This is a genomic window from Streptomyces sp. NPDC001137, from assembly GCF_040298885.1.
Lineage (GTDB): Bacteria > Actinomycetota > Actinomycetes > Streptomycetales > Streptomycetaceae > Streptomyces.
Genome location: NZ_JBEPBA010000016.1, coordinates 136830 through 158581 on the forward strand (window position 1 = coordinate 136830; position 21752 = coordinate 158581).

General features: G+C 69.5%; 18 protein-coding genes and 1 other RNA gene. 10 read left to right on the forward strand and 9 right to left on the reverse strand.

Translation table 11 applies throughout. From position 1 onward, the window contains the following. Positions 1 to 8: 8 nt before the first annotated feature. Positions 9 to 761 carry a GbsR/MarR family transcriptional regulator gene (locus ABT254_RS29035; RefSeq protein ID WP_351476134.1) on the reverse strand — a complete coding sequence of 251 codons (753 nt, stop codon included), beginning with the start codon at positions 759 to 761 and terminating at the stop codon, positions 9 to 11. Between the two features lie 245 nt (positions 762 to 1006). Here ABT254_RS29035 and ABT254_RS29040 point away from each other — a divergent pair, with 245 nt between their 5' ends. Genes ABT254_RS29040 through ABT254_RS29050 form a run of 3 tightly spaced genes read left to right on the forward strand, consistent with a single transcriptional unit; the run spans position 1007 to position 3470 of the window. After that, entirely contained in the window at positions 1007 to 1672 is a 666-nt protein-coding gene (locus ABT254_RS29040) for a DUF4097 family beta strand repeat-containing protein (protein ID WP_351476137.1), read from the forward strand. Between the two features lie 38 nt (positions 1673 to 1710). Further along, on the forward strand, positions 1711 to 2658 hold the full coding sequence (locus ABT254_RS29045) for an ATP-binding cassette domain-containing protein (protein ID WP_351476140.1): 948 nt from the start codon (positions 1711 to 1713) through the stop codon (positions 2656 to 2658). Beyond that, complete coding sequence (locus tag ABT254_RS29050) at positions 2655 to 3470, forward strand: ABC transporter permease (RefSeq protein WP_351476143.1); 816 nt, start codon at positions 2655 to 2657, stop codon at positions 3468 to 3470. The genes ABT254_RS29045 and ABT254_RS29050 overlap by 4 nt, the downstream gene beginning before the upstream one ends. A 95-nt stretch (positions 3471 to 3565) precedes the next feature. Here ABT254_RS29050 and ABT254_RS29055 read toward each other — a convergent pair whose 3' ends face one another. Then, the gene (locus ABT254_RS29055; protein ID WP_351476146.1) at positions 3566 to 4549 is read right to left on the reverse strand and encodes a LysR family transcriptional regulator; all 984 of its coding nucleotides are present in this window, start codon (positions 4547 to 4549) and stop codon (positions 3566 to 3568) included. Positions 4550 to 4645: 96 nt separating this feature from the next. Here ABT254_RS29055 and ABT254_RS29060 point away from each other — a divergent pair, with 96 nt between their 5' ends. The 7 genes from ABT254_RS29060 (at position 4646) to ABT254_RS29090 (ending at position 15369) form a co-directional block, all read left to right on the forward strand. After that, positions 4646 to 5947 (forward strand): MFS transporter, encoded by a 1302-nt coding sequence (locus ABT254_RS29060; RefSeq protein WP_351476149.1) that lies wholly within the window; start codon positions 4646 to 4648, stop codon positions 5945 to 5947. 130 nt (positions 5948 to 6077) lie between these two features. After that, positions 6078 to 7373: an ABC transporter substrate-binding protein gene (locus ABT254_RS29065; RefSeq protein ID WP_351476151.1), complete on the forward strand. Its 1296-nt coding sequence runs from the start codon at positions 6078 to 6080 to the stop codon at positions 7371 to 7373. Beyond that, positions 7370 to 8329: a carbohydrate ABC transporter permease gene (locus tag ABT254_RS29070; protein ID WP_351476154.1), complete on the forward strand. Its 960-nt coding sequence runs from the start codon at positions 7370 to 7372 to the stop codon at positions 8327 to 8329. The genes ABT254_RS29065 and ABT254_RS29070 overlap by 4 nt, the downstream gene beginning before the upstream one ends. Continuing rightward, positions 8326 to 9150, forward strand: coding sequence for a carbohydrate ABC transporter permease (locus ABT254_RS29075; RefSeq protein ID WP_351476157.1), 825 nt, complete (start codon positions 8326 to 8328; stop codon positions 9148 to 9150). Before ABT254_RS29070 ends, ABT254_RS29075 begins: the two co-directional genes overlap by 4 nt. Before the next feature lie 11 nt (positions 9151 to 9161). Beyond that, positions 9162 to 11411 (forward strand): alpha-xylosidase, encoded by a 2250-nt coding sequence (yicI, locus tag ABT254_RS29080; protein ID WP_502972061.1) that lies wholly within the window; start codon positions 9162 to 9164, stop codon positions 11409 to 11411. Further along, entirely contained in the window at positions 11411 to 12418 is a 1008-nt protein-coding gene (locus tag ABT254_RS29085) for a LacI family DNA-binding transcriptional regulator (RefSeq protein WP_351476160.1), read from the forward strand. Before yicI ends, ABT254_RS29085 begins: the two co-directional genes overlap by 1 nt. 41 nt (positions 12419 to 12459) lie before the next feature. After that, complete coding sequence (locus ABT254_RS29090; protein ID WP_351476163.1) at positions 12460 to 15369, forward strand: glycoside hydrolase family 3 protein; 2910 nt, start codon at positions 12460 to 12462, stop codon at positions 15367 to 15369. Here the strand turns inward: ABT254_RS29090 and ABT254_RS29095 are convergent. From ABT254_RS29095 to ftsX, 7 genes are all read right to left on the reverse strand, one after another. Further along, entirely contained in the window at positions 15356 to 16342 is a 987-nt protein-coding gene (locus ABT254_RS29095) for an extracellular catalytic domain type 1 short-chain-length polyhydroxyalkanoate depolymerase (RefSeq protein ID WP_351476166.1), read from the reverse strand. The two genes, ABT254_RS29090 and ABT254_RS29095, sit on opposite strands and share 14 nt — an antisense overlap. 90 nt (positions 16343 to 16432) lie before the next feature. Continuing rightward, a complete protein-coding gene (locus ABT254_RS29100; RefSeq protein WP_351476169.1) occupies positions 16433 to 16906 on the reverse strand; it encodes a hypothetical protein in 474 nt (157 codons plus the stop codon). Between the two features lie 76 nt (positions 16907 to 16982). After that, a complete protein-coding gene (locus ABT254_RS29105) occupies positions 16983 to 18332 on the reverse strand; it encodes a hypothetical protein (protein ID WP_351476172.1) in 1350 nt (449 codons plus the stop codon). A gap of 120 nt (positions 18333 to 18452) precedes the next feature. After that, positions 18453 to 18847: a transfer-messenger RNA gene (gene ssrA / locus ABT254_RS29110) on the reverse strand. Between the two features lie 100 nt (positions 18848 to 18947). Next, positions 18948 to 19490 (reverse strand): SsrA-binding protein SmpB, encoded by a 543-nt coding sequence (gene smpB, locus ABT254_RS29115; RefSeq protein ID WP_099934178.1) that lies wholly within the window; start codon positions 19488 to 19490, stop codon positions 18948 to 18950. A gap of 80 nt (positions 19491 to 19570) precedes the next feature. After that, positions 19571 to 20749: a S41 family peptidase gene (locus ABT254_RS29120; protein ID WP_351476175.1), complete on the reverse strand. Its 1179-nt coding sequence runs from the start codon at positions 20747 to 20749 to the stop codon at positions 19571 to 19573. A gap of 67 nt (positions 20750 to 20816) precedes the next feature. After that, positions 20817 to 21737, reverse strand: coding sequence for a permease-like cell division protein FtsX (gene ftsX / locus ABT254_RS29125; RefSeq protein WP_351476178.1), 921 nt, complete (start codon positions 21735 to 21737; stop codon positions 20817 to 20819). Positions 21738 to 21752 lie beyond the last annotated feature (15 nt).

Genomic DNA, 21752 nt, shown 5'->3' on the forward strand with positions numbered 1-21752 from the left:
CCTGTCCGTCAGGGATCCGAACGTGGCTCCGCGTTGCCGCCCGAACCCGTTTCGGGCCGCGTATGCAGCACGTCCCGCGCCTGGTCCGCTGCCCTGGCGATGCTCTCCGAGACGAAGTCGAGGAAGCGGGCGATGTTCTCCAGGCGGACGGCGGCCGGGGTGCCGGCGCCGAGGACGGCGACGCCCTGCCGTGCGGTCTCGGCGACCTGGGCGGTGCCGCGGACGCTGGCCATCATCGACTGGTACCAGACGTCGGAGTCGACGACGTACCGTTCCCGGCGGCGTGCGTCGCGTTCCCGTCGGATCATGCCCTGTTCCTCGAGGAACGCGACCGCTTTGGAGATGGACGCCGGGCTGACCTGGAGGCGCTGTACGAGTTCGGCGGCGGTGAGGCTGCCGGCGTCGCTGAGGCAGACGGCGGCCAGTACCCGGGCCATCATCTGCGGCGTGCCCGACTGCACGAACACGGTGGCGAGCGTCTCCTCGTACGCGCGCACCGCCTCGGCGTCACGCCCGTAGGGCTGGGGGGATGCCTGCGAGCTCCGGGGTGCGGCCTGCTTGCGGCGGTGGGCGCGGTGTGCCGTCGCGCGGTGGGCGAGCTCGGCGCGGTAGGCGGTGGGGCCGCCGTTGCGCAGCACCTCGCGCGTGATGGTCGAGGTCGGGCGGTCCAGGCGTCGGGCGATCTCCGCGTAGGCGAGGCCGTCGGCCAGCCCGAGCGCGATCTGCTGGCGGTCCTGCTGGGTGAGCCTGCCTCCCGGCATCGTCTTCTCCTTCGTACGCCCGCTTCGGCGCCCCCACTCTAGCGTTCACCTTCATCCCATTGCAATGATCAGAGTGCTGACGTTGCATTAAATTTTGAACCGTTGCAACGATTTACCTGCTCTCACCTGCATTGATTGCCTTTCTACGCAACAAGCATGTTGCTCGATCCATGAACGCAACGTAGCTTTCCACTATCAGAAACAGCGGGCCGACAGAGCGCCCGCTGTACACGAAGGAGAGCACCATGCAGAAGTTCGACACCCCCGCCGTCGTCTCCGCCGTCCTCGACATCCCCGCCGGACGCATCCAGTTCATCGCCGCCGACCGGACCGACACCACGGTCGAGGTCCGGCCCGCCAACGCCTCCCGGAACCGCGATGTGAAGGCGGCCGAGCAGCTGGAGGCCGTCTACCGGGACGGGATTCTGCGGGTCGAGGCGAAGCCGGCGAAGAACCAGTACCTCGGCCCCTCGGGATCCGTGGAGGTCACCGTCCAGTTGCCCGCCGGCTCCCACGTCGAGGCGAGGACGGCCGGCGCCGAGCTGCGGACCGTCGGCCGGCTCGGTGACGTCGTCTTCGAAGGCGCCTACCGCCAGATCAAGATCGACGAGGCCGCGAGCCTCCGCCTCACCGCGGTCGACGGCGACGTCGAGGTCGGCCGGCTGGGCGGCCCCGCCGAGATCAGCACCGCACGGGGCGACATCCGGATCGGCGAGGCCGTACGCGGCACGGTGACCCTGCGCACCCAGTCCGGCGACATCTCGGTCGGCGCCGCGGCCGGTGTCTCCGCCGTCCTGGACGCCGGCACCGGCCACGGGCGCATCAGCAACGCGCTCAAGAACGACGGCACCGCCGAACTCGACATCCGCGCCACCACTTCCTCCGGTGACATCACCGCCCGCAGCCTCTGACCGCCCGCGGCCTCCCAGCCTTCGAAGGAGCACTTCCCATGACCGACCTGGCCATCTCAGCGAACGGGCTGCGCAAGTCCTACGGGGACAAGACCGTCCTCGACGGCATCGATCTGGCCGTCGCGGAAGGAACGATCTTCTCCCTGCTCGGCCCGAACGGCGCCGGCAAGACCACCGCCGTCAAGATCCTCTCCACCCTCGTCGGCGCCGACGCCGGCGACCTGTACGTCGGCGGCAACAGCCTCGCCACCGACGCGCAGGCCGTGCGCGCCGCGATCGGCGTCACCGGGCAGTTCTCCGCCGTCGACAACCTGATCACCGGCGAGGAGAACATGCTCCTGATGGCGGACCTGCACCACCTCCCCAGGCGGGAGGGGCAGCAGGTCGCCGCCGAACTCCTGGAGCGCTTCGACCTCACCGAGGCCGCGAAGAAGCCCGCCTCCACCTACTCCGGCGGCATGAAGCGCCGCCTCGACATCGCCATGACCCTGGTCGGCAGTCCGCGGATCATCTTCCTCGACGAGCCGACCACCGGTCTCGACCCGCGCTCGCGGCACACCATGTGGCAGATCATCCGCGACCTCGTCACAGGCGACGGCGTCACCGTCTTCCTCACCACCCAGTACCTGGACGAGGCCGACGAGCTCGCCGACCGTATCGCCGTCCTCCACGACGGCAGGATCGCCGCCGAAGGCACCGCCGAGCAGCTCAAGCGGATCGTCCCCGGCGGCCATGTACGGCTCCGCTTCACCGACCCGGCCGCGTATCAGAGCGCCGCCTCCGCCCTGGCCGAGGCGGCCCGGGACGACGAAGCCCTCGCCCTGCGGATCCCCAGCGACGGCAGCCAGCGCGAACTGCGCTCCATCCTCGACCGGCTGGACTCGGCCGGCGTCGAGGCCGACGAGCTGACCGTGCACACCCCCGACCTCGACGACGTCTTCTTCGCCCTGACCAGCAGCACCCACCCCAAGGAGGCCCTGCGATGAGCGCCCCTCTGGCTCCCGCCCGCCCGACCCGGATCTCCCTCGCCGTGCGCGACTCCTCCACGATGCTGCGGCGCAATCTGCTGCACGCCCGCCGCTACCCGTCACTCACCCTGAACCTGCTGCTCACCCCGGTCATGCTGCTGCTGCTCTTCGTCTACATCTTCGGAGACGCGATGAGCGCCGGCCTCGGCGGCGGCGCCGACCGCTCCGACTACATCGCCTACCTCGTGCCGGGCCTGCTGCTGATGACCGTCGGCTCCACCACGATCGGCACCGCGGTGTCCGTCTCCACGGACATGACCGAGGGCATCATCGCCCGCTTCCGCACCATGGCCATCCACCGCGGGTCGGTGCTCATCGGGCACGTGATCGGCAGCGTGCTGCAGTGCCTGATGAGCGTGGTCCTGGTCGGCGCGGTCGCCGTGGCCATCGGCTTCCGCTCCACCGACGCCACCGTCCTGGAGTGGGTCGCCGCCTTCGGGCTGGTCACGCTGTTCGCCCTGGCGCTCACCTGGATCGCGGTCGGGATGGGCCTGGTCAGCCCGAACGCCGAGGCCGCCGGCAACAACGCGATGCCGCTGATCTTCCTCCCGCTCATCTCCAGCACCTTCGTCCCCCTGCACACCATGCCGGGCTGGTTCCAGCCGATCGCCGAGTACCAGCCCTTCACTCCCGCCATCGAGACCCTGCGCGGACTCCTCCTCGGCACCCCGATCGGCCACAACGGCTGGCTCGCCATCGCCTGGTGCGTCGGCCTCGCGGTCCTCGGCTACTTCTGGTCGGCATCGAAGTTCAACAGCGAGCCGAAGTAACCGTCATGAGAGCGCGGGCCACCCCGCACAACCGTCCCACCCCAGTGCGGCGTACACCGACAACGCGTCGGAGTGCGCCGCCCGTTCGTGTCCGGTCAGCGGTTCCGCCGGGCCCCGGCGGGCATGACGTCCGCGTCGATGCCTGGAAACCATCCATCGGAGGGCACCCCAAGCCACGCCTCCTCCGCCGACAGTTCGGCCGCCGCCCGTCGAAGCGCATCGAATGCCGGGTGCACCAGCCCCTTCCGCCACACAAGTGACACCGGCGACAGCGGCACAGGATCGGTCAAGGGCCGCAGCACCCTCCCTGGCATGGCCGGAAATTCCACCACGGCGAGGATCGGGTTGCGCGTCTTGGCCATGATCCGCTCGAACTCCTCCTCCCCCACGGCCAGCGGAACGGGCGGCGCGATCTCGATGCCCCGGCCGTCGAACAGCCGACGGGCGAGATCCGTCCACTCCGGTGTCCGCGGATTTCCCGCTCCCGCGTACACCGTCTCCCCCGCCAGCGCGGCGAGCGGCACCGCGTCCAGCTCGGCCAGCCGGTGGTCTTCGGGCAGCACGACCGCCATCGGCTCGTAGCGCACCGGCTGGTGCTCCAGCCGGGCCCGCAGCACCGGGTCCAGGCCTGCGAAGCGGCCGAACGACGCGTCGAGCCGCCCGGCGAGCAGTTCCTCCGCCGCGCCGGTCAGCCCGCTCTCGTAACGGGCCATCAGCTCGTGGTCGGGGGCGAGTTCGCGGGCGCGGTGCAGGACGCGGCGCGCGGTGGCCGCGCCCCGGTAGTTGAGGTCGACCAGCAGCGGCCTGGCCTGCCCGAAGGCGGCCAGCAGCTCGTCCTGCGCCTGAAGCGCCCGGCGCGCGTACGGCACCAGCCGCTCACCGTCGGCCGTGAGCGTCACCTGCCGGGTGCTGCGCACGAACAGCTCGGCCCCGAGCTCCCGCTCCAGGCGCCGCACATCCCGGCTGAGCGCCTGCTGGGCGACGTAGAGCCGGGCGGCGGCACGTGTGAAGTGCAGTTCCTCGGCGACGGCGAGGAAGGCACGCAGAAGGCGGGGGTCGAGATGGCTGGTCGCGGGCATCCGGCGAACGTACAACAGGACTTACACCACAGATGCGTGAATTTGTGCGGAGAAGGTGTTGGACCCCTTGATCACCCACGGGCGACCGTAGTGCCCATGCCGCAACCGACTCCGCACACGGCCCCGTTGTTCACCGTCACCGCCGACACCCTCGTCGCCGTCGACTTCGGCCCCCGCACCCGCGACCGTCCGCCCGGTCCCTACCGCCGACTCCTCGCCACCCGGGGCGCCCGCGCCTTCACCTTCGGGAATCTGCTGGCGCGGCTCCCGATGGGCATGTTCAGCGTGAGCGCGGTCGTGATGGTCTCCGGCGCGCGCGGCTCGTACGCCCTCGCCGGCGCCGTCACCGCGACCGGCCTCGCGGCGACGGCCGTGGTGGCGCCGTGGACCGCGCGGCTCGTCGACCGTTACGGACAGGCCCGGATCGCCGTACCCGCCACGGTGATCGCGGCCCTCGGCTCCCTCGCCCTCCTGCTCTGTGTGCACTTCGGCGCCCCCGCCTGGACTCTGTTCGCCTCCTACGCCGCCACCGCGACGACCCCGAACATCGGCGGCATGTCCCGCGCCCGCTGGGCCCATCTGCTGAAGGGCGACGACGGCGCGCTGCACACCGCGAACTCCTTCGAACAGGCCGCCGACGAGCTCTGCTTCATGCTGGGCCCGGTGCTCGCGGCCTTCCTGTGCGGGACCTTCTTCCCGGAGGCGGGCACGCTGGTGGGGGCGGTGCTGCTGCTCGCCGGCATGCTGGTGTTCGCCGCGCAGCGCTCGACCGAGCCGCCGGTACGGCGCCAGGCCCGCGCCAGGTCCCCGTTCCGTGCGCCCGGAATGCCCCCGCTGCTCGCCGTCTGTCTCGCCATGGGCGCGGTGTTCGGCTCCATGGAGGTCGTCACGATCGCGTTCGCGGACGCACAGGGACACCGTTCGGCTGCGGGCCTCGTGCTCGCGTTGCAGGCGGCCGGTTCGTGCGGGGCGGGTCTGCTGTACGGAGCCCTCGAGCCGAGCGGTCCCGCCGATGCCCGACTGCCGTGGTGCATCGCCGCGATGACCACCCTGTTGACCCTCCCCCTCCTCGCCGCCGCCCTCACCGGCTCGCTCCTGCTGCTGGCGGGCGCACTGCTGGTCGCGGGCATGGCGACCGCTCCGACCATGGTCACGACGATGACGCTGGTGCAGCGGCGCACCCCCGAGGGCAGCCTCAACGAGGGCATGACCCTCGCGGTGACCGGCCTGCTCGGCGGGATCGCCTGCGGCTCCGCGACCGGTGGCCGGCTGGTGGACCACGTGGCCCCGACGGCCGGGTTCGGGGTGCCGGTGACAGCGGCCGCCGCGGCGCTGTTGATCGCACTCGCCCACCAGATCCTCATGGCCCCGGACAGCAATTCCCGTCCGATCCATTGACGCGACCACGGCCCGCACATACCTTCGCCCGTCGAAGCGCTTCGACGTCACGCATCGAATCGATTCGACGACCGGATCCGACCGCCGCGTGACGCCCCGACTACCCATCCGGCTCTCCAGGAGGCACGGGATGTTGACGGCACGAAGGCGTGTGATGACGGTCACGGCCGCGCTCCTCGGCGGATCGCTGCTGGTCACGGCATGCGGCGGCTCGGACAGCGGGTCCTCCGACGCCAAGACGCTCAAGCTCTGGCACTACGAGGGTCCCGACAGCGCGATGGGCGTGGCCTGGAACGAGGCGATCAAGGAGTTCGAGGCGAAACACCCGGGCGTCAAGGTGAAGTTCGAGGAGAAGGGCTTCGAACAGATCCAGAAGACGGCGCCCATGATCCTTAACTCCTCCGACGTGCCCGACATCATGGAGTACAACAAGGGCAACGCGACCGCGGGCGCTCTCGCGAAACAGGGCCTGCTGACCGATCTGACGGCCGAGGCCACCAAGCTCGGCTGGGACAAGAAGCTCAGCGCGGGCGTCCGCACGACCAGCAGGTACGACACCAACGGCGTCATGGGCTCCGGCAACTGGTACGGCGTCCCCAACTACGCCGAGTACACGATGGTCTTCTACAACAAGGATCTCTTCAAGAAGTACGGGATCAGCGAGCCGAAGACGTTCGACGAACTGACGGCCGCCATGGACAAGTTCGTCGCCAAGGGCGTCACCCCGCTCGCCAACGCGGGCGCCGAGTACATGGCCCAGCAGTACCTCTACCAGCTGGCCCTCTCCAAGGCCGACCGCTCCTGGGTCGACAAGTACGAGCTGTACAAGGGCAAGACCGACTTCCACGACACGGCCTGGACGTACGCGGCGAACACCTTCGCCGACTGGGTGAAGAAGGGCTACATCAGCAAGAAGTCCACCAGCACCAAGGCCGAGGACGCGGGCGTCTCCTGGATCCAGGGCAAGGCACCGATCCTGTTCTCCGGCAGCTGGTGGTACGGCCGCTTCCAGCAGGAGGCCAAGTTCGACTGGGACACCACCCTGTGGCCCGGCTCGAACCTGACCCTCGGCTCGGGCGGGAACATCTGGGTGGTCCCCAAGAACGCCAAGAACAAGGACCTGGCCTACGACTTCATCGACATCACCATGTCGAAGAAGATCCAGAACCTGCTCGGCAACAAGGGCGGCATCCCGGTCGCGGCCGACACCTCCGCCATCACGGACCCGAAGTCCAAGCAGCTCATCGCCAACTTCAACACCCTCAGCGGGCGTGACGGCCTGGCCTTCTACCCGGACTGGCCGGTGAACGGCTTCTACGACGTCCTCGTCTCCGAGACGCAGAAGCTGATGACGGGCAGCGAGAAACCGGCCGCCTACCTCAGCGCACTTCAGCAGGCCTACGACAAGGGCGCGCCGACGAAATGACGGTGACCGTCGAACGGGGTGCGCGGGCCGTCGACAAGCACCCGGACGCCGGCCCGCGCCGCCCCCGTACCCGCGACTCGTACGCCCTGTTCCTGCTCCCCGGCATCCTGGCCTTCACGGCGATCATCGTCGTCCCGTTCCTGATGAACACGGGCGTCAGCTTCACGGAGTGGCAGGGCATCGGCAGCCCCAAGTGGACCGGGCTCGCCAACTACCGCGAGCTGATGGACGACGCGGAGTTCTGGGCGTCGTTCCGGCACAGCCTGTTCATGGTCGTCGCCATGGCGGTCGTACCGACGATGATCGGTCTCGTCCTGGCGGCCGCCCTGTTCGACTACATCGGCAAGCACTTCGGATCCAGGTGGGCCGCGGTGCTGCGCGCCTGCTTCTACCTCCCGCAGGTGCTGCCGATCGCGGTCGCCGGGATCGTCTGGAGCTGGATCCTCGCCCCCGACAACGGCTCCCTGAACGAACTGCTGAAGGCGGTCGGACTCGGCAGCTGGCAGCAGGACTGGCTCGGTGACCCCGACATCGCGCTGTACAGCGTGATGGGAGTGATGGTCTGGGTGCAGATCGGCTTCCCGCTGGTGGTGTTCATGGCGGGCCTGCAACGCGTCGACCCGCAGCTGTACGAGGCGGCCGAGCTGGACGGCGCGGGCTGGTGGCGCCGCTTCTGGCACATCACGCTGCCGCAGATCCGCCCGGAGATCTACGTCGTCCTGACCTGGTGCACGATCGCCGCGCTCAAGGTGTTCGGGGCGGTCTACGTGCTGACCAAGGGCGGCCCGGGCGGCGCGACCGACGTCCCGTCCTACTTCTCCTTCTCCACCTTCTTCGAGAAGACCCAGGTCGGCTACGGCGCGGCGATCTCCACGATCCTGACGGTGATCATCCTCGCGCTGTCCCTGGTCCTCCTGAAGCTCCAGACCCGCGACGAGGAAGGGGACCGCACATGACGACCGCCCTGCGCCGCTACCCGGTGCTGATCGCCCTGTGCATCGCCGCCCTGTTCATGGTGGTGCCGTTCCTGATCGTCGCGGTCAACGCGTTCAAGTCGCCGGCCGAGTACTCCCAGCACGGCCCGCTCAGCCTGCCCGAGGGCCTGTATCTGGACGGCCTGAAGAGCTTCTGGCAACGCGTCGACTTCGGCCGGAAGCTGGTCAACTCGGTGCTGATCAGCGGCTCGGTGGCCGTGCTCGCGGTGATCCTCTCCGTCCTCAACGCGTATGCGATCGGCATCGGCCGGATCAAGGGCCGCACCTGGGTCCTGGCCTTCTTCGTGCTCGCCAACGTGCTGCCGCAGGAGGCGCTGGTCTACCCGATCTACTACCTGGCCAAGCAAGCCGGCCTGTACGACACCAGGCTGAGCGTGATCATCGTCTTCACGGTGATCCAGGCGGCCTTCGGCACGTATCTGCTCTCGTCGGTGCTGGGCCAGTTCCCCCGCGAGATCATCGAGGCGGCCCGCATCGACGGTGCGAACAAGTGGCAGGTGCTGTGGCGGATCGTCGTCCCGGTCAGCCGGCCGACCATCGGCGTGCTCCTGGTCTTCTTCTTCATCTGGACCTGGAACGAGTTCCTGCTCCCCCTGGTGATGCTGATCTCCAACGACAACCAGACGGTGTCGGTGGCCCTCGGCGTCCTCCAGGGCCAGCGCCTGATGGACGCCACGATGACCAATGCGGCGGCCCTGCTCGGCGTGCTCCCGGCGATCGTGTTCTTCCTCGTCTTCCAGCGGACCCTCACCCGCGGCATCGCCGTCGGTGCCGTCAAGTAAGGACCCCCCACGTGAAGTTCACCGATGGTTACTGGCTGCTGCGCGAGGGAGTCACCGCGGCCCACCCCGTCGAGGTTCTCGACGTCACGGCCACGGGCGGCTCGCTGGAGATCCATGCGCCGACCCAGCCCATCCGCCACCGCGGCGACCTGCTGAAGGGACCGGTCGTGACGATCAGCGCACACACCCCGATGCCCGACGTCATCGGCCTCACCTTCACCCACTTCGAGGGCGAGCAACCGCGGGGCCCCGAATTCGACCTCGCGGAGGAAGAGTTCGCCCCACAGGTCGGCTACGACGACGAGCACGCGACCCTCACCTCCGGCGCCCTGTCGGTCCGAGTGGCCCGTACCGGCTCCTGGCACGTCGACTTCCTCGCCGACGGCCGCACCCTCACCTCCAGCGGCCCCAAGGGCATGGGCATCATGCGGAACGCGGAGGGGGCGCACTACCTGCGGGAACAGCTGGGCCTTGCAGTCGGTACGTCCGTGTACGGCCTCGGCGAGCGCTTCGGCCCACTGGTCAAGAACGGCCAGGTCGTCGACATCTGGAACGCCGACGGCGGCACCGCCACCGAGCAGGCCTACAAGAACGTCCCGTTCTATCTGACGGACGCGGGCTACGGCGTCTTCGTCGACCACCCGGGCAAGGTGTCCTTCGAGGTCGGTTCGGAGGCGGTGTCCCGGGTCCAGTTCAGCGCGGAGACCCAGGAGCTGACGTACTACGTCATCTACGGCCCCGGCCCCAAGGAGATCCTCCGCAAGTACACGGCCCTCACCGGCCGGCCGGCCCTGCCGCCCGCCTGGTCGTTCGGCCTGTGGCTGTCGACGTCCTTCACGACCTCGTACGACGAGGAGACGGTGACGTCCTTCATCGAGGGCATGCGGGAACGTGAACTCCCGCTCTCCGTCTTCCACTTCGACTGCTTCTGGATGCGGGAGTTCCAGTGGTGCGACTTCCAGTGGGACCCGCGGGTCTTCCCCGACCCGGAGGGCATGCTGGCCCGGCTGAAGGCGCGCGGCCTGCGCGTCTGCGTCTGGATCAACCCGTACATCGCCCAGCGCTCCCCTCTCTTCGCTGAGGGCAAGGCGCTCGGCCATCTGCTGAAGCGGCCCGACGGGAGCGTCTGGCAGTGGGACATGTGGCAGCCGGGCATGGCACTGGTCGACTTCACCAGCCCGGCCGCCCGCGACTGGTACGCCTCGAAGCTGGAGGCACTGCTCGCGCAGGGCGTGGACTGCTTCAAGACCGACTTCGGCGAGCGGGTACCCGTCGACGTGGAGTGGTCCGACGGCTCCGACCCGGAGCGGATGCACAACTACTACACGTACCTCTACAACCGCACCGTCTTCGACGTGCTGCGCAAGCACCGCGGCGAGGGCGAGGCCGTGCTCTTCGCCCGCTCGGCGACGACCGGCAGCCAGAAGTTCCCGGTGCACTGGGGCGGCGACTGCGAGGCGACCTACGAGTCGATGGCCGAGTCACTGCGCGGCGGGCTCTCGCTCGGCCTGTCCGGCTTCGGCTACTGGAGCCATGACATCGGCGGCTTCGAGGGGACCCCGACCCCGGCCCTGTTCAAGCGGTGGCTGGCCTTCGGACTGCTGTCGTCCCACAGCCGGCTGCACGGCAGCTCCTCCTACCGCGTGCCCTGGCTGTTCGACGAGGAGTCGGTGGACGTGCTGCGGCAGTTCACCCGGCTGAAGCTCCGGCTCATGCCGTATCTGTACGAGGCCGCGCGCACCGCCCACACCGAGGGCGTGCCCATGATGCGGGCGATGGTGCTGGAGTTCCCGGACGATCCGGGGTGCGCGCATCTGGAGCGGCAGTACATGCTGGGGCCGGATCTGCTGGTCGCGCCGGTCTTCGACGACGAGGGAGACGTGTCCTATTACGTGCCCGAGGGCACCTGGACGCACTTCCTGAGCGGGCGGACGGTGACCGGGCCGCGCTGGGTGCGCGAACGGCACGGCTTCCTGAGCGTGCCCCTGCTGGTACGGCCGGGCACGGTGATCCCGGTGGGCGCCGTGGCCGACCGCCCCGACTACGACCATGCCGACGGGGTCACCCTGCGGGCCTACGGCCTGGAGCGGGGCGCGCAGGTGACGGTGCAGGTGGGGGACGTGACCTTCACCGTCGTACGCGAAGGGGACACGCTGCGGGCCTCGTGCGGTGAGCCGGTGGCGGAGTGGAGCCTCGCCGCCGGGGAGCGGACGGCGCGGGCACAGGCGGGTACCGGCTTCCTCTCCCTGGAGCTGGGCTGATGGTGAAGATCACCGATGTGGCACGGCACGCCGGGGTCTCCCCGAGCACCGTGTCCTACGCGCTCAGCGGCAAGCGCCCGATCTCCGAGGAGACCCGGCAGCGGGTCGAGGCGGCCGCCCGCGAGCTGGGCTACCGGCCGCACGCGGGCGCCCGCGCCCTGGCCAGCAGCAGGTCGAACGTCCTGGCACTCGTGATCCCGTTACGGGCGGGCATCCACGTCCCGGTGGTGATGCAGTTCGCGGTGTCGGTGGTGACGACGGCCCGCAAGCACGACCACGACGTGCTGCTGCTGACGCAGGAGGAGGGCGAGGAGGGGCTCAGGCGGGTGGCGGACACGGCGCTGGTGGACGCGCTGATCGTGATGGACGTCCAACTGCGTGAGCCGCGGCTGCCGTTGCTGCGCTCGCTGGAACGGCCGTCCGTACTGATCGGCTTCCCTGCCGACTCCGAGGGTCTGACCTGCATCGACCTCGACTTCAAGGCGGCCGGTGAGGCGTGCGTGGAGCATCTGGCGCGGCTCGGGCACCGGGTGGTGGCGCTGGTCGGGTCGCCGCCCGAGGTGTACGTGCGGCAGACCGCGTTCGCCCAGCGCGTGGTGCAGGGCTTCACGGCCGCCGCCGACCGCAGCGGGCTGTCCTCCTCCGTGCACCCCTGCGAGGCCTCGCCCGCGGCCGCCCGTCTGGTAGCCGAACAACTCCTGCGCGAACAACCGGCGTTGACCGGGGTGGTCGTCCACAACGAGCCGATCCTCGAACCGCTCATCGAGGCCTTCGAGCAGCTCGGTCTGCGGGTCCCCGGCGACCTCTCCGTCACCGCCATCTGCCCCGACGAACTCGCCGAATCCGTCCGCGTCCCCGTCACCTCGGTCGCCCTGCCCTCCGCCGAGGTGGGCGAGCGAGCGGTGGAGCTCCTGATGAAGAAGCTGGGCGGCGGCGCCGTACCCGAGGCCACGCTGCTGCCGCCGCGACTGACGCAGCGGGCGAGCACCATGCCACGCAATGCCTGACCAACTCACCTGTGCAAGGCCCTACTTGAAGGAGCCGTGACATGAAGGGCAAGCGCAAAAGACAAAGAACCACGCTGCTGGCGGCCCTGACCCTGATCGCGGGTCTGGGCGCCACCGTCCCCGCCCACGCCGACGACCCCGCCTACCCCTTCCGCGACCCGAGCCTCCCGGTGGAGGCCCGCGTCTCCGATCTCCTCTCCCGCCTCACCCTCGACGAGAAGATCTCGCTCCTCCACCAGTACGAGCCCGCCATCCCCCGCCTCGGCATCCAGTCCTTCCGCACCGGCACCGAAGCCCTGCACGGCGTGGCCTGGCTCGGCAAGACGACCGTGTTTCCGCAGGCCGTCGGCCTTGCCTCGACCTGGGACCCGGCCCTGCTCCGCCAGGTCGGCTCGGCGGTCGGCGACGAGGCACGCGGCTTCCAGCAGACCCGCCCCGCGGGCTGGGGCCTGAACCTGTGGGCGCCCGTGGTCAACCTGCTGCGCGACCCGCGCTGGGGCCGCAACGAGGAGGGCTACTCCGAGGACCCGTATCTGACCGGCGCGATCTCCACGGCGTACGGCACGGGCCTGACGGGAGGCGACCCGGACCATCTCAAGACGGCCCCGACGATCAAGCACTTCCTCGCCAACAACAACGAGGAGCACCGCGACACCACAAGCTCCGAACTGCGGCCGCGCGTGCTGAAGGAGTACGACGTGCAGGCCTTCAAGCCCGCGGTCGAGGCGGACGCGGCGACGGGCGTGATGTCCTCGTACAACCTGGTCAACGGCCGTCCGAACACGGTGAATCCGGCTCTCGACGACACCGTCCGCACCTGGACCTCCGAGCGGCTGCTCAACGTCACGGACGCCTACGCGCCCGGCAACCTGGTCGGCAGCCAGAAGTACTACGGCACCCTGACCGAGGCCGACGCGGCGGCGCTGAAGGCGGGTATCGACAGCTTCACCGACAACGACACGGACTCCGGCCCGACGACCACGGCGATCAAGTCGGCGCTGTCCACAGGCCTGTTGAAGGAGTCGGACGTCGACAAGGCCGCGGGAGACGTGCTGAGCATCCGCGTGCGCCTCGGCGAGTTCGACCCCGGCGGCGGCAAGTACGGCTCCATCGACGCGTCCGTCATCGACAGCCCCGCCCACCGCGCCCTGGCCCGCAAGGCGGCCACCGAGTCGGTGGTCCTGCTGAAGAACGACGGCGCGCTGCCGCTGAAGAAGACGGGCAGTGCCGCCGTCGTCGGCCCGCTCGCCGACACCCTCTACACCGACTGGTACTCAGGCACCCTCCCCTACGCCGTCACCCCGAAGGACGGCATCGAGTCCAAGCTGGGCGCCCCGGTCGCGAGCAGCGAGGGCGTGGACCGCATCGCCTTGAAGGACACCGCGACCGGCAAGTACGTGACGGCGGGGACGGGCGAGGCGGGCGCGCCCCTGAAGGAGACGGCGGATTCCGGTACGGGAGCCCAGTTCGACGTCTTCGACTGGGGCTCCGGCATCGTGACCCTGCGCTCCGCGGCGAACGGCAGGTACGTCGGCTACAACTGGTCGAACTTCGTCAACGACCAGAAGCAGCCGAACGGCTGGTACGTACAGCAGCAGTTCAAGCTGGAACGCCAGGACGACGGCACGTACCTGCTCCGCTACGCCGGCTACGAGACCGCCGAGTCCTGGTGGTCGAACCCGGTCTACCTGGGCCCGACGGGCACGGACGGCACCCTCGGTCTGGTCGCCAAGGACCAGGCCGCCCACTACACCAAGGACGTGGTCCGCAGCGGTGTCGAGGAGGCGGTCGCAGCGGTCAAGGGCAAGGACCAGGCCGTCGTGGTGGTCGGCTCCGACCCCTCCATCAACGGCCGCGAGGCCCACGACCGCACGGACCTGGCCCTGGCGCCGACACAGGAGACCCTGGTCAAGGCCGTGCGCGCGGCCAACCCGCACACGGTGGTGATCGTCGAGAACAGCTATCCGACCACGCTGGGCTCCTTGCAGAAGGAGGTCCCCGCACTGCTGTGGACCACCCACGCGGGCCAGGAGACCGGCAACGCCCTCGCCGACCTCCTCTACGGCGACGCCGACCCGTCGGGCCGCCTCACCCAGACCTGGTACCGGTCCGACGCCGACCTCCCGTCGATCCTCGACTACGACATCATCAAGTCGGACCGCACCTACCAGTACTTCAGGGGGCAGGCGCTCTATCCCTTCGGCTACGGCCTGTCGTACACGACGTTCGCGTACTCCGGTCTGCGGCGGGTGGGCGACGGCTACGAGGTGCGGGTCACCAACACCGGCAGCCGGGCGGGCGCGGAGGTCGTCCAGCTCTACACCCATCAGCGCGTCTCCCGCGACAAACAGCCGCTCAAGCAGCTCAAGTCCTTCCAGCGGGTGTCCCTGAAGCCCGGTGAGACGAGGACGGTCCGGCTGCAGGTACGGCCGTCGGACCTGGCGCACTGGGACGTCACCCGCTCCAAGTGGGTGGTGGAGAGCGGCACTTATGACGTCCTGGTGGGCTCGTCGTCCTCCGACATCCGTGCCCGGGCCGCCTGGCAGGTGAAGGGCGAGACCATCCCGCCCCGCGACCTCTCGCGGACGACCCGCGCGGAGAACTTCGACGACTACTCCGCAGGCATCGCTCTCGTCGACGAGTCCAAGGCGAGCGGTACGGCGGTGTCGGCGGCCTCCGACGGCGCGTGGCTGAAGTTCGCGGACACCCGACCGGTCCCGGACACGGGCGAGTTCGGCGCACGGGTCGCCGGAACGTCGTCCGGCACGGTCGAGGTGCGGCTCGGCTCACCGACCGGCACCCTCGTCGGCACCGCGCGCTTCGCGGGCACGTCGTCGCCGTACGACTACACGACGGTGACCGCGAAGCTGTCGGGCGCGACGAAGGGCCGTACGGACGTCTACCTGGTGCTGAGCAAGGGCGTACGTCTGTCGACGTTCACCCTGCGCTGAGGCCCCAGGCGAGCCCGAGCCGGTAGGCGGCGCACAGGTTGACATCGAGGAGGTAGGCCCCGGCGGCACCGCACTGCGCGGTGCCGCTGCCGGGGTCGACGGGCTGCCCGTGTCCCATCCCGGTGATGCTGTACGTCTCGACTGCGGTGTTCCCTGCCGGGTCCCGGAAGACCTGGTGGGGATAGCCGGCGACGGTGTCGCCGGCGTCCGCGGTCTGGTCGGCCCCGTGCACATCGGTCCACTGCTTCATCAGGTCGGTCATGTTGACGGGCTTGACGGTGTAGTCGGCCGTTCCCTGGAAGACGGTGAGTGTGGGCCAGGGGCCGGTGTAGCCCGGCCGGGCGGCGCGCACCCGGTCCCCCCACTGCTTCGCCGTCTGCGTGGCACCGACGTACATGCACACATACGGCGATCCGGCGGCCTGCGCGCATCCGTACGGCAGCCCGGCGACGATCCCGCCCGCGGCGAACTTCTCCGGGTAGTCCGCCATCATCACAGCGGTCATGCCACCGCCGGCCGACAGCCCGGTGACATACACCCGCGAGGCGTTCCCGCCGACGTCGGCGAGCTGGCGGTCCACCATCTGCGCGACGCTCGCGGCCTCGCCCTGCCCCCGCTCGATGTCCCCGCTCTGGAACCAGTCGAAGCAGTTCGAGGCGTTGTTGCCGCTCTGCTGCTGCGGCAGCACGACGGAGAACCCCCACCGGTCGGCGAGCTGGAGCCAGCCGCTGCCGGTGCCGTAGCCGGAGGCGTCCTGTGTGCAGCCGTGCAGCGCCACGACGACGGGCCGCCCGGCGGGCAGCCCGTCGGGCACGTAGCGGAACATGCGCAGGGCGCCGGGGTTGGAGCCGAAGCCGGTGACTTCCTGGAGGGAGGCGGCGGATGCTCTGCCCGGGGTGAGGAAGGCGGCGATCAGGGCGACCAGGAGGGTCGCGAGGACGGTGGTGTGACGTGCGGCTCTGGTCTGGGTCATGGGGAGGGACCGTAGAAGCGTGAACGGTCCGTCGACATGTGGTGCGCCACCACATCGGGCGCCGCGCTTGTGGGACACGGGAGCAGACCCTCAGGCCGAGACCGGGTGTACGGCCGCGCCGACGCGGCGCTCACGCAGCAGCCCTCGGAGGGAGCGGATCCGCCAGGCGGTGAAGGCGAGCACGACGACGCCGGTGAGGGCGGGCCACTTCCACCGGCCGGAGCTGTCCTGGGCCGCGGTGTGGGCCGAGGCCCCGCCCACGCGGACGGCGAGGGGCTTGTCGGGAGGGGACGTCAGGATGCCGTCGATCTCGACGGCTGTGATCCGCACGCGGTGGTCGTCGGACTCGAACGCCCCGGCACAGACCCATCCGTCCTCCCAGAGGTCGCTCCACGCTCCGGTGGCGCGGTGGCAGTCGCCGACCTGGACGGTCCCGGGCATGCCGGTGAGTTCGGCGTGGGCCTGGACGATGCCGTGGCCGGCCAGGTAGACACCGCCGATGAGCCCGAGGACGGCGAGGCAGATCTCGCGGGGCAGCTTGGGCAGGAGATGGATCAGGAACATGCGCGGGCGGGTCCTTCGTGGGGTGGGGTGAGGCCGTGCGGCCATGCAGAGGTGCGGGGCGGGGCCGGCCCTGCGGTCACTCGTCCTGGGCGAGGTGCTCGATCGCGTAGGACACGTGATCCTCGCCGTAGCCGAAGCGTTCGCCGAGAGCCCGGCAGCGGGCGTACTGCCCTTTCGTGAGTGACCCGGACGCCGTGTTCAGGACTCTCAGCAGCAGCCGGAATCCGAGGTCGGGGTCGACCTGGACGACGACCTGCTCCAGGGCGGTCGCGTGCTCGGGCTCCAACAGGGGTGTGGCTTCCCGGAGTTCGTGCAGGACCGCGTCCGCCAGGTCGGCCCGGATCGGGGGCAGGGCGGGGGTGTGCTCGGGGGCGGCCGCGGCCAGCCGCGCCCGGCATGCCTCGGCGATTCTGCGCAGCCAGCCCGGTCCGTCGGTTGCGAAGCGGCCGGGGTCCGTGTTCGACGCGGCGACCCAGAGCGCGGTCAGGGTGTCCCCGGACAGCGGGGACCGAAGCAGCCGGACGGTGTCCTCCCACAGCACGAGCGCCTGCACGCCGGGGACGTGATAGCCGTCGGCGATGACGCTCCGGTGCAGGAGTTCGGGCGCCGGGACGGACCGCTCCCAGATCGGGTCGAACTGACCGGCGAGTTCGGACAACCCGAAGTCACCGTCGAAGAGACGCCGCGCGACCTCCAGGGGCTGCCACACGACGGTGAGCCCCTCGTAGACGACCTGGAAGGGATATCCGAACGGTTCACCGAGCTCGCAGAGCCTGTTGCAGCGCTCCTCCGGGACCGGCACGGCTGCCGTCTTGAGTGCCCGCAGAAAGAGCCGGAACCCGAGATCGAGGTCGGCCCTGGTGGCGACCTCCACGAGCGCCGGGGTGAGGCCGGGGAGTTCGCCGGCGGACGCGCGGATCTCCGCCAGGATCGCGTCCCGCACGGTTTCGACGGCCGGCAGCCGCCAGAACGACCACGACGGTCCCGGTGCACGACCCACCATCGTCCGGGGCGGACGGGCCGCGCAGGTCGCATCCATCCGCGCGAGCCAGTCGCGCACGCCGATTCCATGCGCCGGCGGATCCCACACGCCTCCCGTGGCGGCGAGCCACACGGCGCCGAGCGCCTCTTCGGACAGCGGGGAGTCCAGGAGCTTGGCCAGATCCGCCCGGAGTTCCTCGGCATACCCGAAGTCGTCGTGGAACACGTCGAAACCCAGGATGTGCCGTTCGTCCTCGCTGAGCCGCTCGATGCCCGAGCTGTCGACGGGCGTCTCACCGTCGTATGCAATCAGCTTCCCGGTGACGAGTCCGAGTGCCGCCTCCTCCGTCCCGGGCGGCGTCGACAGGGCGAAGGACCCGGTCAGGCCACTGAGCCCGAAATCGGCGTCGTACTTCTCGAAGTAGGGCCCGGACTGGTCCCGCACGGTCTGGTTCCCCCCAGTCGCCGGTCGCGATCACCTTAGGGCACCTGTGCGGGTTCTGTGAAGGTGTACACGACAAAGGCCCCGCCGCTCGGAAGCGACGGGGCCTTGCCCACATGGGATGAGTGGAGATGGCGGGAATCGAACCCGCGTCCAACGGTGCGGAATCAGGGCTTCTCCGTGTGCAGTTCGCTGCGATTTTCTCGGCCCCGGCGATCACGCGAACAAGTCGCCGACGGGCCCAGTCACTGTTTGATTTCCCTCTTCACCCCGTGACCGGGATCAAGGTTTAGTCCCCTAGCTGATGCCAGGATCCGGGTCGGGAACAGCCCCGGGCTGACACTCCCATTAAGGAGCTATTCGATCACTACCTGATCAGGCAGCGAGAGCGAAAAGCTCGGGAGAATCGCTCTTGGAATTGGCGATTATTTTTTGCGACATATGGTTTACGAGATCATTGCCGCTTCCTCGACACGCTTCCCCTGCTTCGACAGCCGCTGTCGAAACCGATCATCCCCATGTTGTGTTTTCAATGCTCACACCGGGTTCAGCCGGTGTTGGTGCCATCGTACAGAACCAACGAGGTCGGATGCCACCGTATTCCCCGCGACCTACCGGCTACGCGCCCCGCTGCTTCCGCTTCGCCGCCGCGATCGCCCGGTCCGACTCCCGCCGGTCCTGCTTCTCCCGCAGGGTCTGGCGCTTGTCGTACTCCTTCTTGCCTCGTGCGAGGGCGATCTCGGCCTTCGCCCGGCCGTCCTTGAAGTACAGGGCGAGGGGCACGATCGTGTGACCCGTCTCCTGCGCCTTGGACTCCAGCTTGTCGATCTCCTCGCGGTGCAGCAGCAGCTTGCGCTTGCGGCGCGCGGAGTGGTTGGTCCAGCTGCCCTGGTGGTACTCCGGGATGTGGGCGTTGTGCAGCCACGCCTCGCCCCGGTCGATCTGGACGAAGCCGTCGGTCAGCGAGGTGCGTCCTTCGCGCAGCGACTTGACCTCGGTGCCGGTCAGCACGAGGCCGGCCTCGTAGGTGTCGACGATCGCGTAGTCGTGCCTGGCCTTCTTGTTCTGGGCGACGATCTTGCGCTTGCCGCCCTTCTCGCCGTCCCTGGCCTTCGCGGCCGCCCCGCCCTGCTTGGGCTGGGACTCCTTCGGTACGTACATTCCCTTGCTCATAGTGCCGTCCATTTTCGCACTACGCGGGGGTGTGGGGGCCAGTCCTTTAACCGGCATCCATCCGACGTCTAGTCGGCGTCGCCCAGTCCGCCGAGGACGGTCTCGGCCCGCTCCACGGCCGCCTGGCCCTGTGAGGTGACGTCCAGGTCGGGGGTGATGCCCCGGCCGTCGACGCTGCGGCCGGAGGGGGTGCGGTAGTGCCCGACGGTCAGCTCGGCGACGGAGCCGCCGGGGAGCTGTCTCGGCATCTGCACCGAGCCCTTGCCGAAGGTGCGGGAGCCCACGACGACCGCGCGGCCCCGGTCCTGGAGGGCGCCGGTGAGGAGCTCGGCCGCGCTCATCGTGCCGCCGTCGACGAGCGCGACCAGGGGCCTGGTGGTGTCGCCGCCGGGGGCGGCATGCAGGGCCTGCTGCTCGCCGTTGACGTCGTACGTGGCGACGAGGCCGCCGTCGAGGAAGGCGGAGGCGGCGGTCACGGCCTCGGTGACCAGGCCGCCGGAGTTGCCGCGCAGGTCGAGGATGATCCCCGCGCCGGCGGGGGCCTGCCGTACCGCGGTGCGGACCACGTCGCCGGAGCCCTTGGTGAATGCGGCGATCCTGATCACGGTGACCCCGCCGGCGAGCTTTCGGACGGTGACCGAATCGGTGGACAGATGGGCGCGGCGCAAGATCTCGATCCACGCGCGCGTGCCGCGCTGCAGGCCCAGCCGCACCGCCGTACCCGCTGCCGCGTCGGTGGCGTCGCCCCGCAGTAACGAGACGACCTCGGTGACGGGCTGCCCGTCGACCTTCTCGCCGTCGATGCTGCGCAGCCGGTCGCCCTTGCGGATCCCGGCGGCGGCCGCGGGCGAGTCGGCGGCCACCTTGGTCACCTCGATACGGCCGTCCCGCTCGCGCCGGGCCCACAGGCCGACACCGGTGTACTGGCCGTCGAGGGCCTCCTCGAACTCCTGGTACTCGCCCTCGGAGTAGACGGCGCCCCAGCGGTCCCCACTACGGCTGACCGCGCGCTCGGCGGCCTCCATCGGGGACTTGCCGTCGGCCATGGCCTCCTCGGCGGCCTTCGCCACGTCCTCGTGATGACCGGCGGGGACGGCCGAACGGGCCGCGCCGGACGGGGATTTCCGGTCGCCTTCGGAGAAGGAGCCGGTCGCCGCGCCCGCGACGAGCACGCTCGCGAAGACCAATGTCAGGACGGCCCCGCGGCGAATGCGGCGGGGCTGGCAGAACAGGTCACGACCTGACATGCCGGTGAGTCTAGGACAACGAGAAGGGCCGCACGGCCGGTTGACCGTACGGCCCTCTTGGCATGCGTCACACCTTCAGGTACTTGCGCAGCGCGAAGAACGCGGCAAGCGCGGGCATCAGCAGACTCGTGGCGAGGATGAGCGGCAGCTTGGTCAGAACGGCGTCCCAGCCGATGAAGTTGATCAGATTCAGCTTCTGGGACAGGGCCAGACCGTGGTCGATGATGAAGTACCGCGCGATCACCAGGAATCCGCACGCCACCGTTCCGCCGATGAGCCCGGCGACCGCCGCCTCCATGATGAACGGCGCCTGGATGTAGAAGCCCGAGGCACCGACCAGGCGCATGATCCCGGTCTCGCGCCGCCGGCTGAACGCGGACACGCGCACGGTGTTGACGATCAGCATCAGCGCGACGACGAGCATCAGCGCCATCACGGCCCGCGCGGCCCAGTTCATTCCGTTGAGCAGCCCGAACAGATTGTCCAGAATGCCCTTTTGGTCCTGAACGGACTGCACTCCGTCGCGCCCGTCGAAGGCGGTCGCGATGACCTGGTACTTCTCCGGGTCCTTCAGCTTGATCCGGTACGACTCCTGCATCTGGTCCGGCGTGAGGGAACTGGCCAGCGGGGAGTCGCCGAACTGCTCCTTGTAGTGCTTGTACGCCGCGTCCTGCGACTCGTAGGTGACCTTCTGGACGACGGTGGTCATCTTGTCCAGGTCGGCGAGGATCTGCTTCTTCTGGTCGTCCGTGACCGCGCCCTTGGCGCAGTTGGGGTCGGACTCGGCGTCGCTCTTGTTGCAGAGGAAGATCGAGACGTTGACCTTGTCGTACCAGTAGCCCTTCATGGTGCTGACCTGGTCGCTCATGAGGAGCGACCCGCCGAACAGGGCCAGGGACAGGGCGACGGAGACGATGACCGCGAAGGTCATGGTCAGGTTGCGGCGGAGACCGACACCGATCTCGGAGAGTACGAACTGTGCGCGCATGGCGACTGGTTGAGC

Excerpts from the sequence above, each read along its gene's own strand:
- ABT254_RS29035 (WP_351476134.1), bottom strand. The coding sequence starts at position 761 with ATGCCGGGAGGCAGGCTCACCCAGCAGGACCGCCAGCAGATCGCGCTC.
- ABT254_RS29040 (WP_351476137.1), top strand. The coding sequence starts at position 1,007 with ATGCAGAAGTTCGACACCCCCGCCGTCGTCTCCGCCGTCCTCGACATC.
- ABT254_RS29045 (WP_351476140.1), top strand. The coding sequence starts at position 1,711 with ATGACCGACCTGGCCATCTCAGCGAACGGGCTGCGCAAGTCCTACGGG.
- ABT254_RS29050 (WP_351476143.1), top strand. The coding sequence starts at position 2,655 with ATGAGCGCCCCTCTGGCTCCCGCCCGCCCGACCCGGATCTCCCTCGCC.
- ABT254_RS29055 (WP_351476146.1), bottom strand. The coding sequence starts at position 4,549 with ATGCCCGCGACCAGCCATCTCGACCCCCGCCTTCTGCGTGCCTTCCTC.
- ABT254_RS29060 (WP_351476149.1), top strand. The coding sequence starts at position 4,646 with ATGCCGCAACCGACTCCGCACACGGCCCCGTTGTTCACCGTCACCGCC.
- ABT254_RS29065 (WP_351476151.1), top strand. The coding sequence starts at position 6,078 with ATGTTGACGGCACGAAGGCGTGTGATGACGGTCACGGCCGCGCTCCTC.
- ABT254_RS29070 (WP_351476154.1), top strand. The coding sequence starts at position 7,370 with ATGACGGTGACCGTCGAACGGGGTGCGCGGGCCGTCGACAAGCACCCG.
- ABT254_RS29075 (WP_351476157.1), top strand. The coding sequence starts at position 8,326 with ATGACGACCGCCCTGCGCCGCTACCCGGTGCTGATCGCCCTGTGCATC.
- ABT254_RS29085 (WP_351476160.1), top strand. The coding sequence starts at position 11,411 with ATGGTGAAGATCACCGATGTGGCACGGCACGCCGGGGTCTCCCCGAGC.
- ABT254_RS29090 (WP_351476163.1), top strand. The coding sequence starts at position 12,460 with ATGAAGGGCAAGCGCAAAAGACAAAGAACCACGCTGCTGGCGGCCCTG.
- ABT254_RS29095 (WP_351476166.1), bottom strand. The coding sequence starts at position 16,342 with ATGACCCAGACCAGAGCCGCACGTCACACCACCGTCCTCGCGACCCTC.
- ABT254_RS29100 (WP_351476169.1), bottom strand. The coding sequence starts at position 16,906 with ATGTTCCTGATCCATCTCCTGCCCAAGCTGCCCCGCGAGATCTGCCTC.
- smpB (WP_099934178.1), bottom strand. The coding sequence starts at position 19,490 with ATGTACGTACCGAAGGAGTCCCAGCCCAAGCAGGGCGGGGCGGCCGCG.
- ABT254_RS29120 (WP_351476175.1), bottom strand. The coding sequence starts at position 20,749 with ATGTCAGGTCGTGACCTGTTCTGCCAGCCCCGCCGCATTCGCCGCGGG.
- ftsX (WP_351476178.1), bottom strand. The coding sequence starts at position 21,737 with ATGCGCGCACAGTTCGTACTCTCCGAGATCGGTGTCGGTCTCCGCCGC.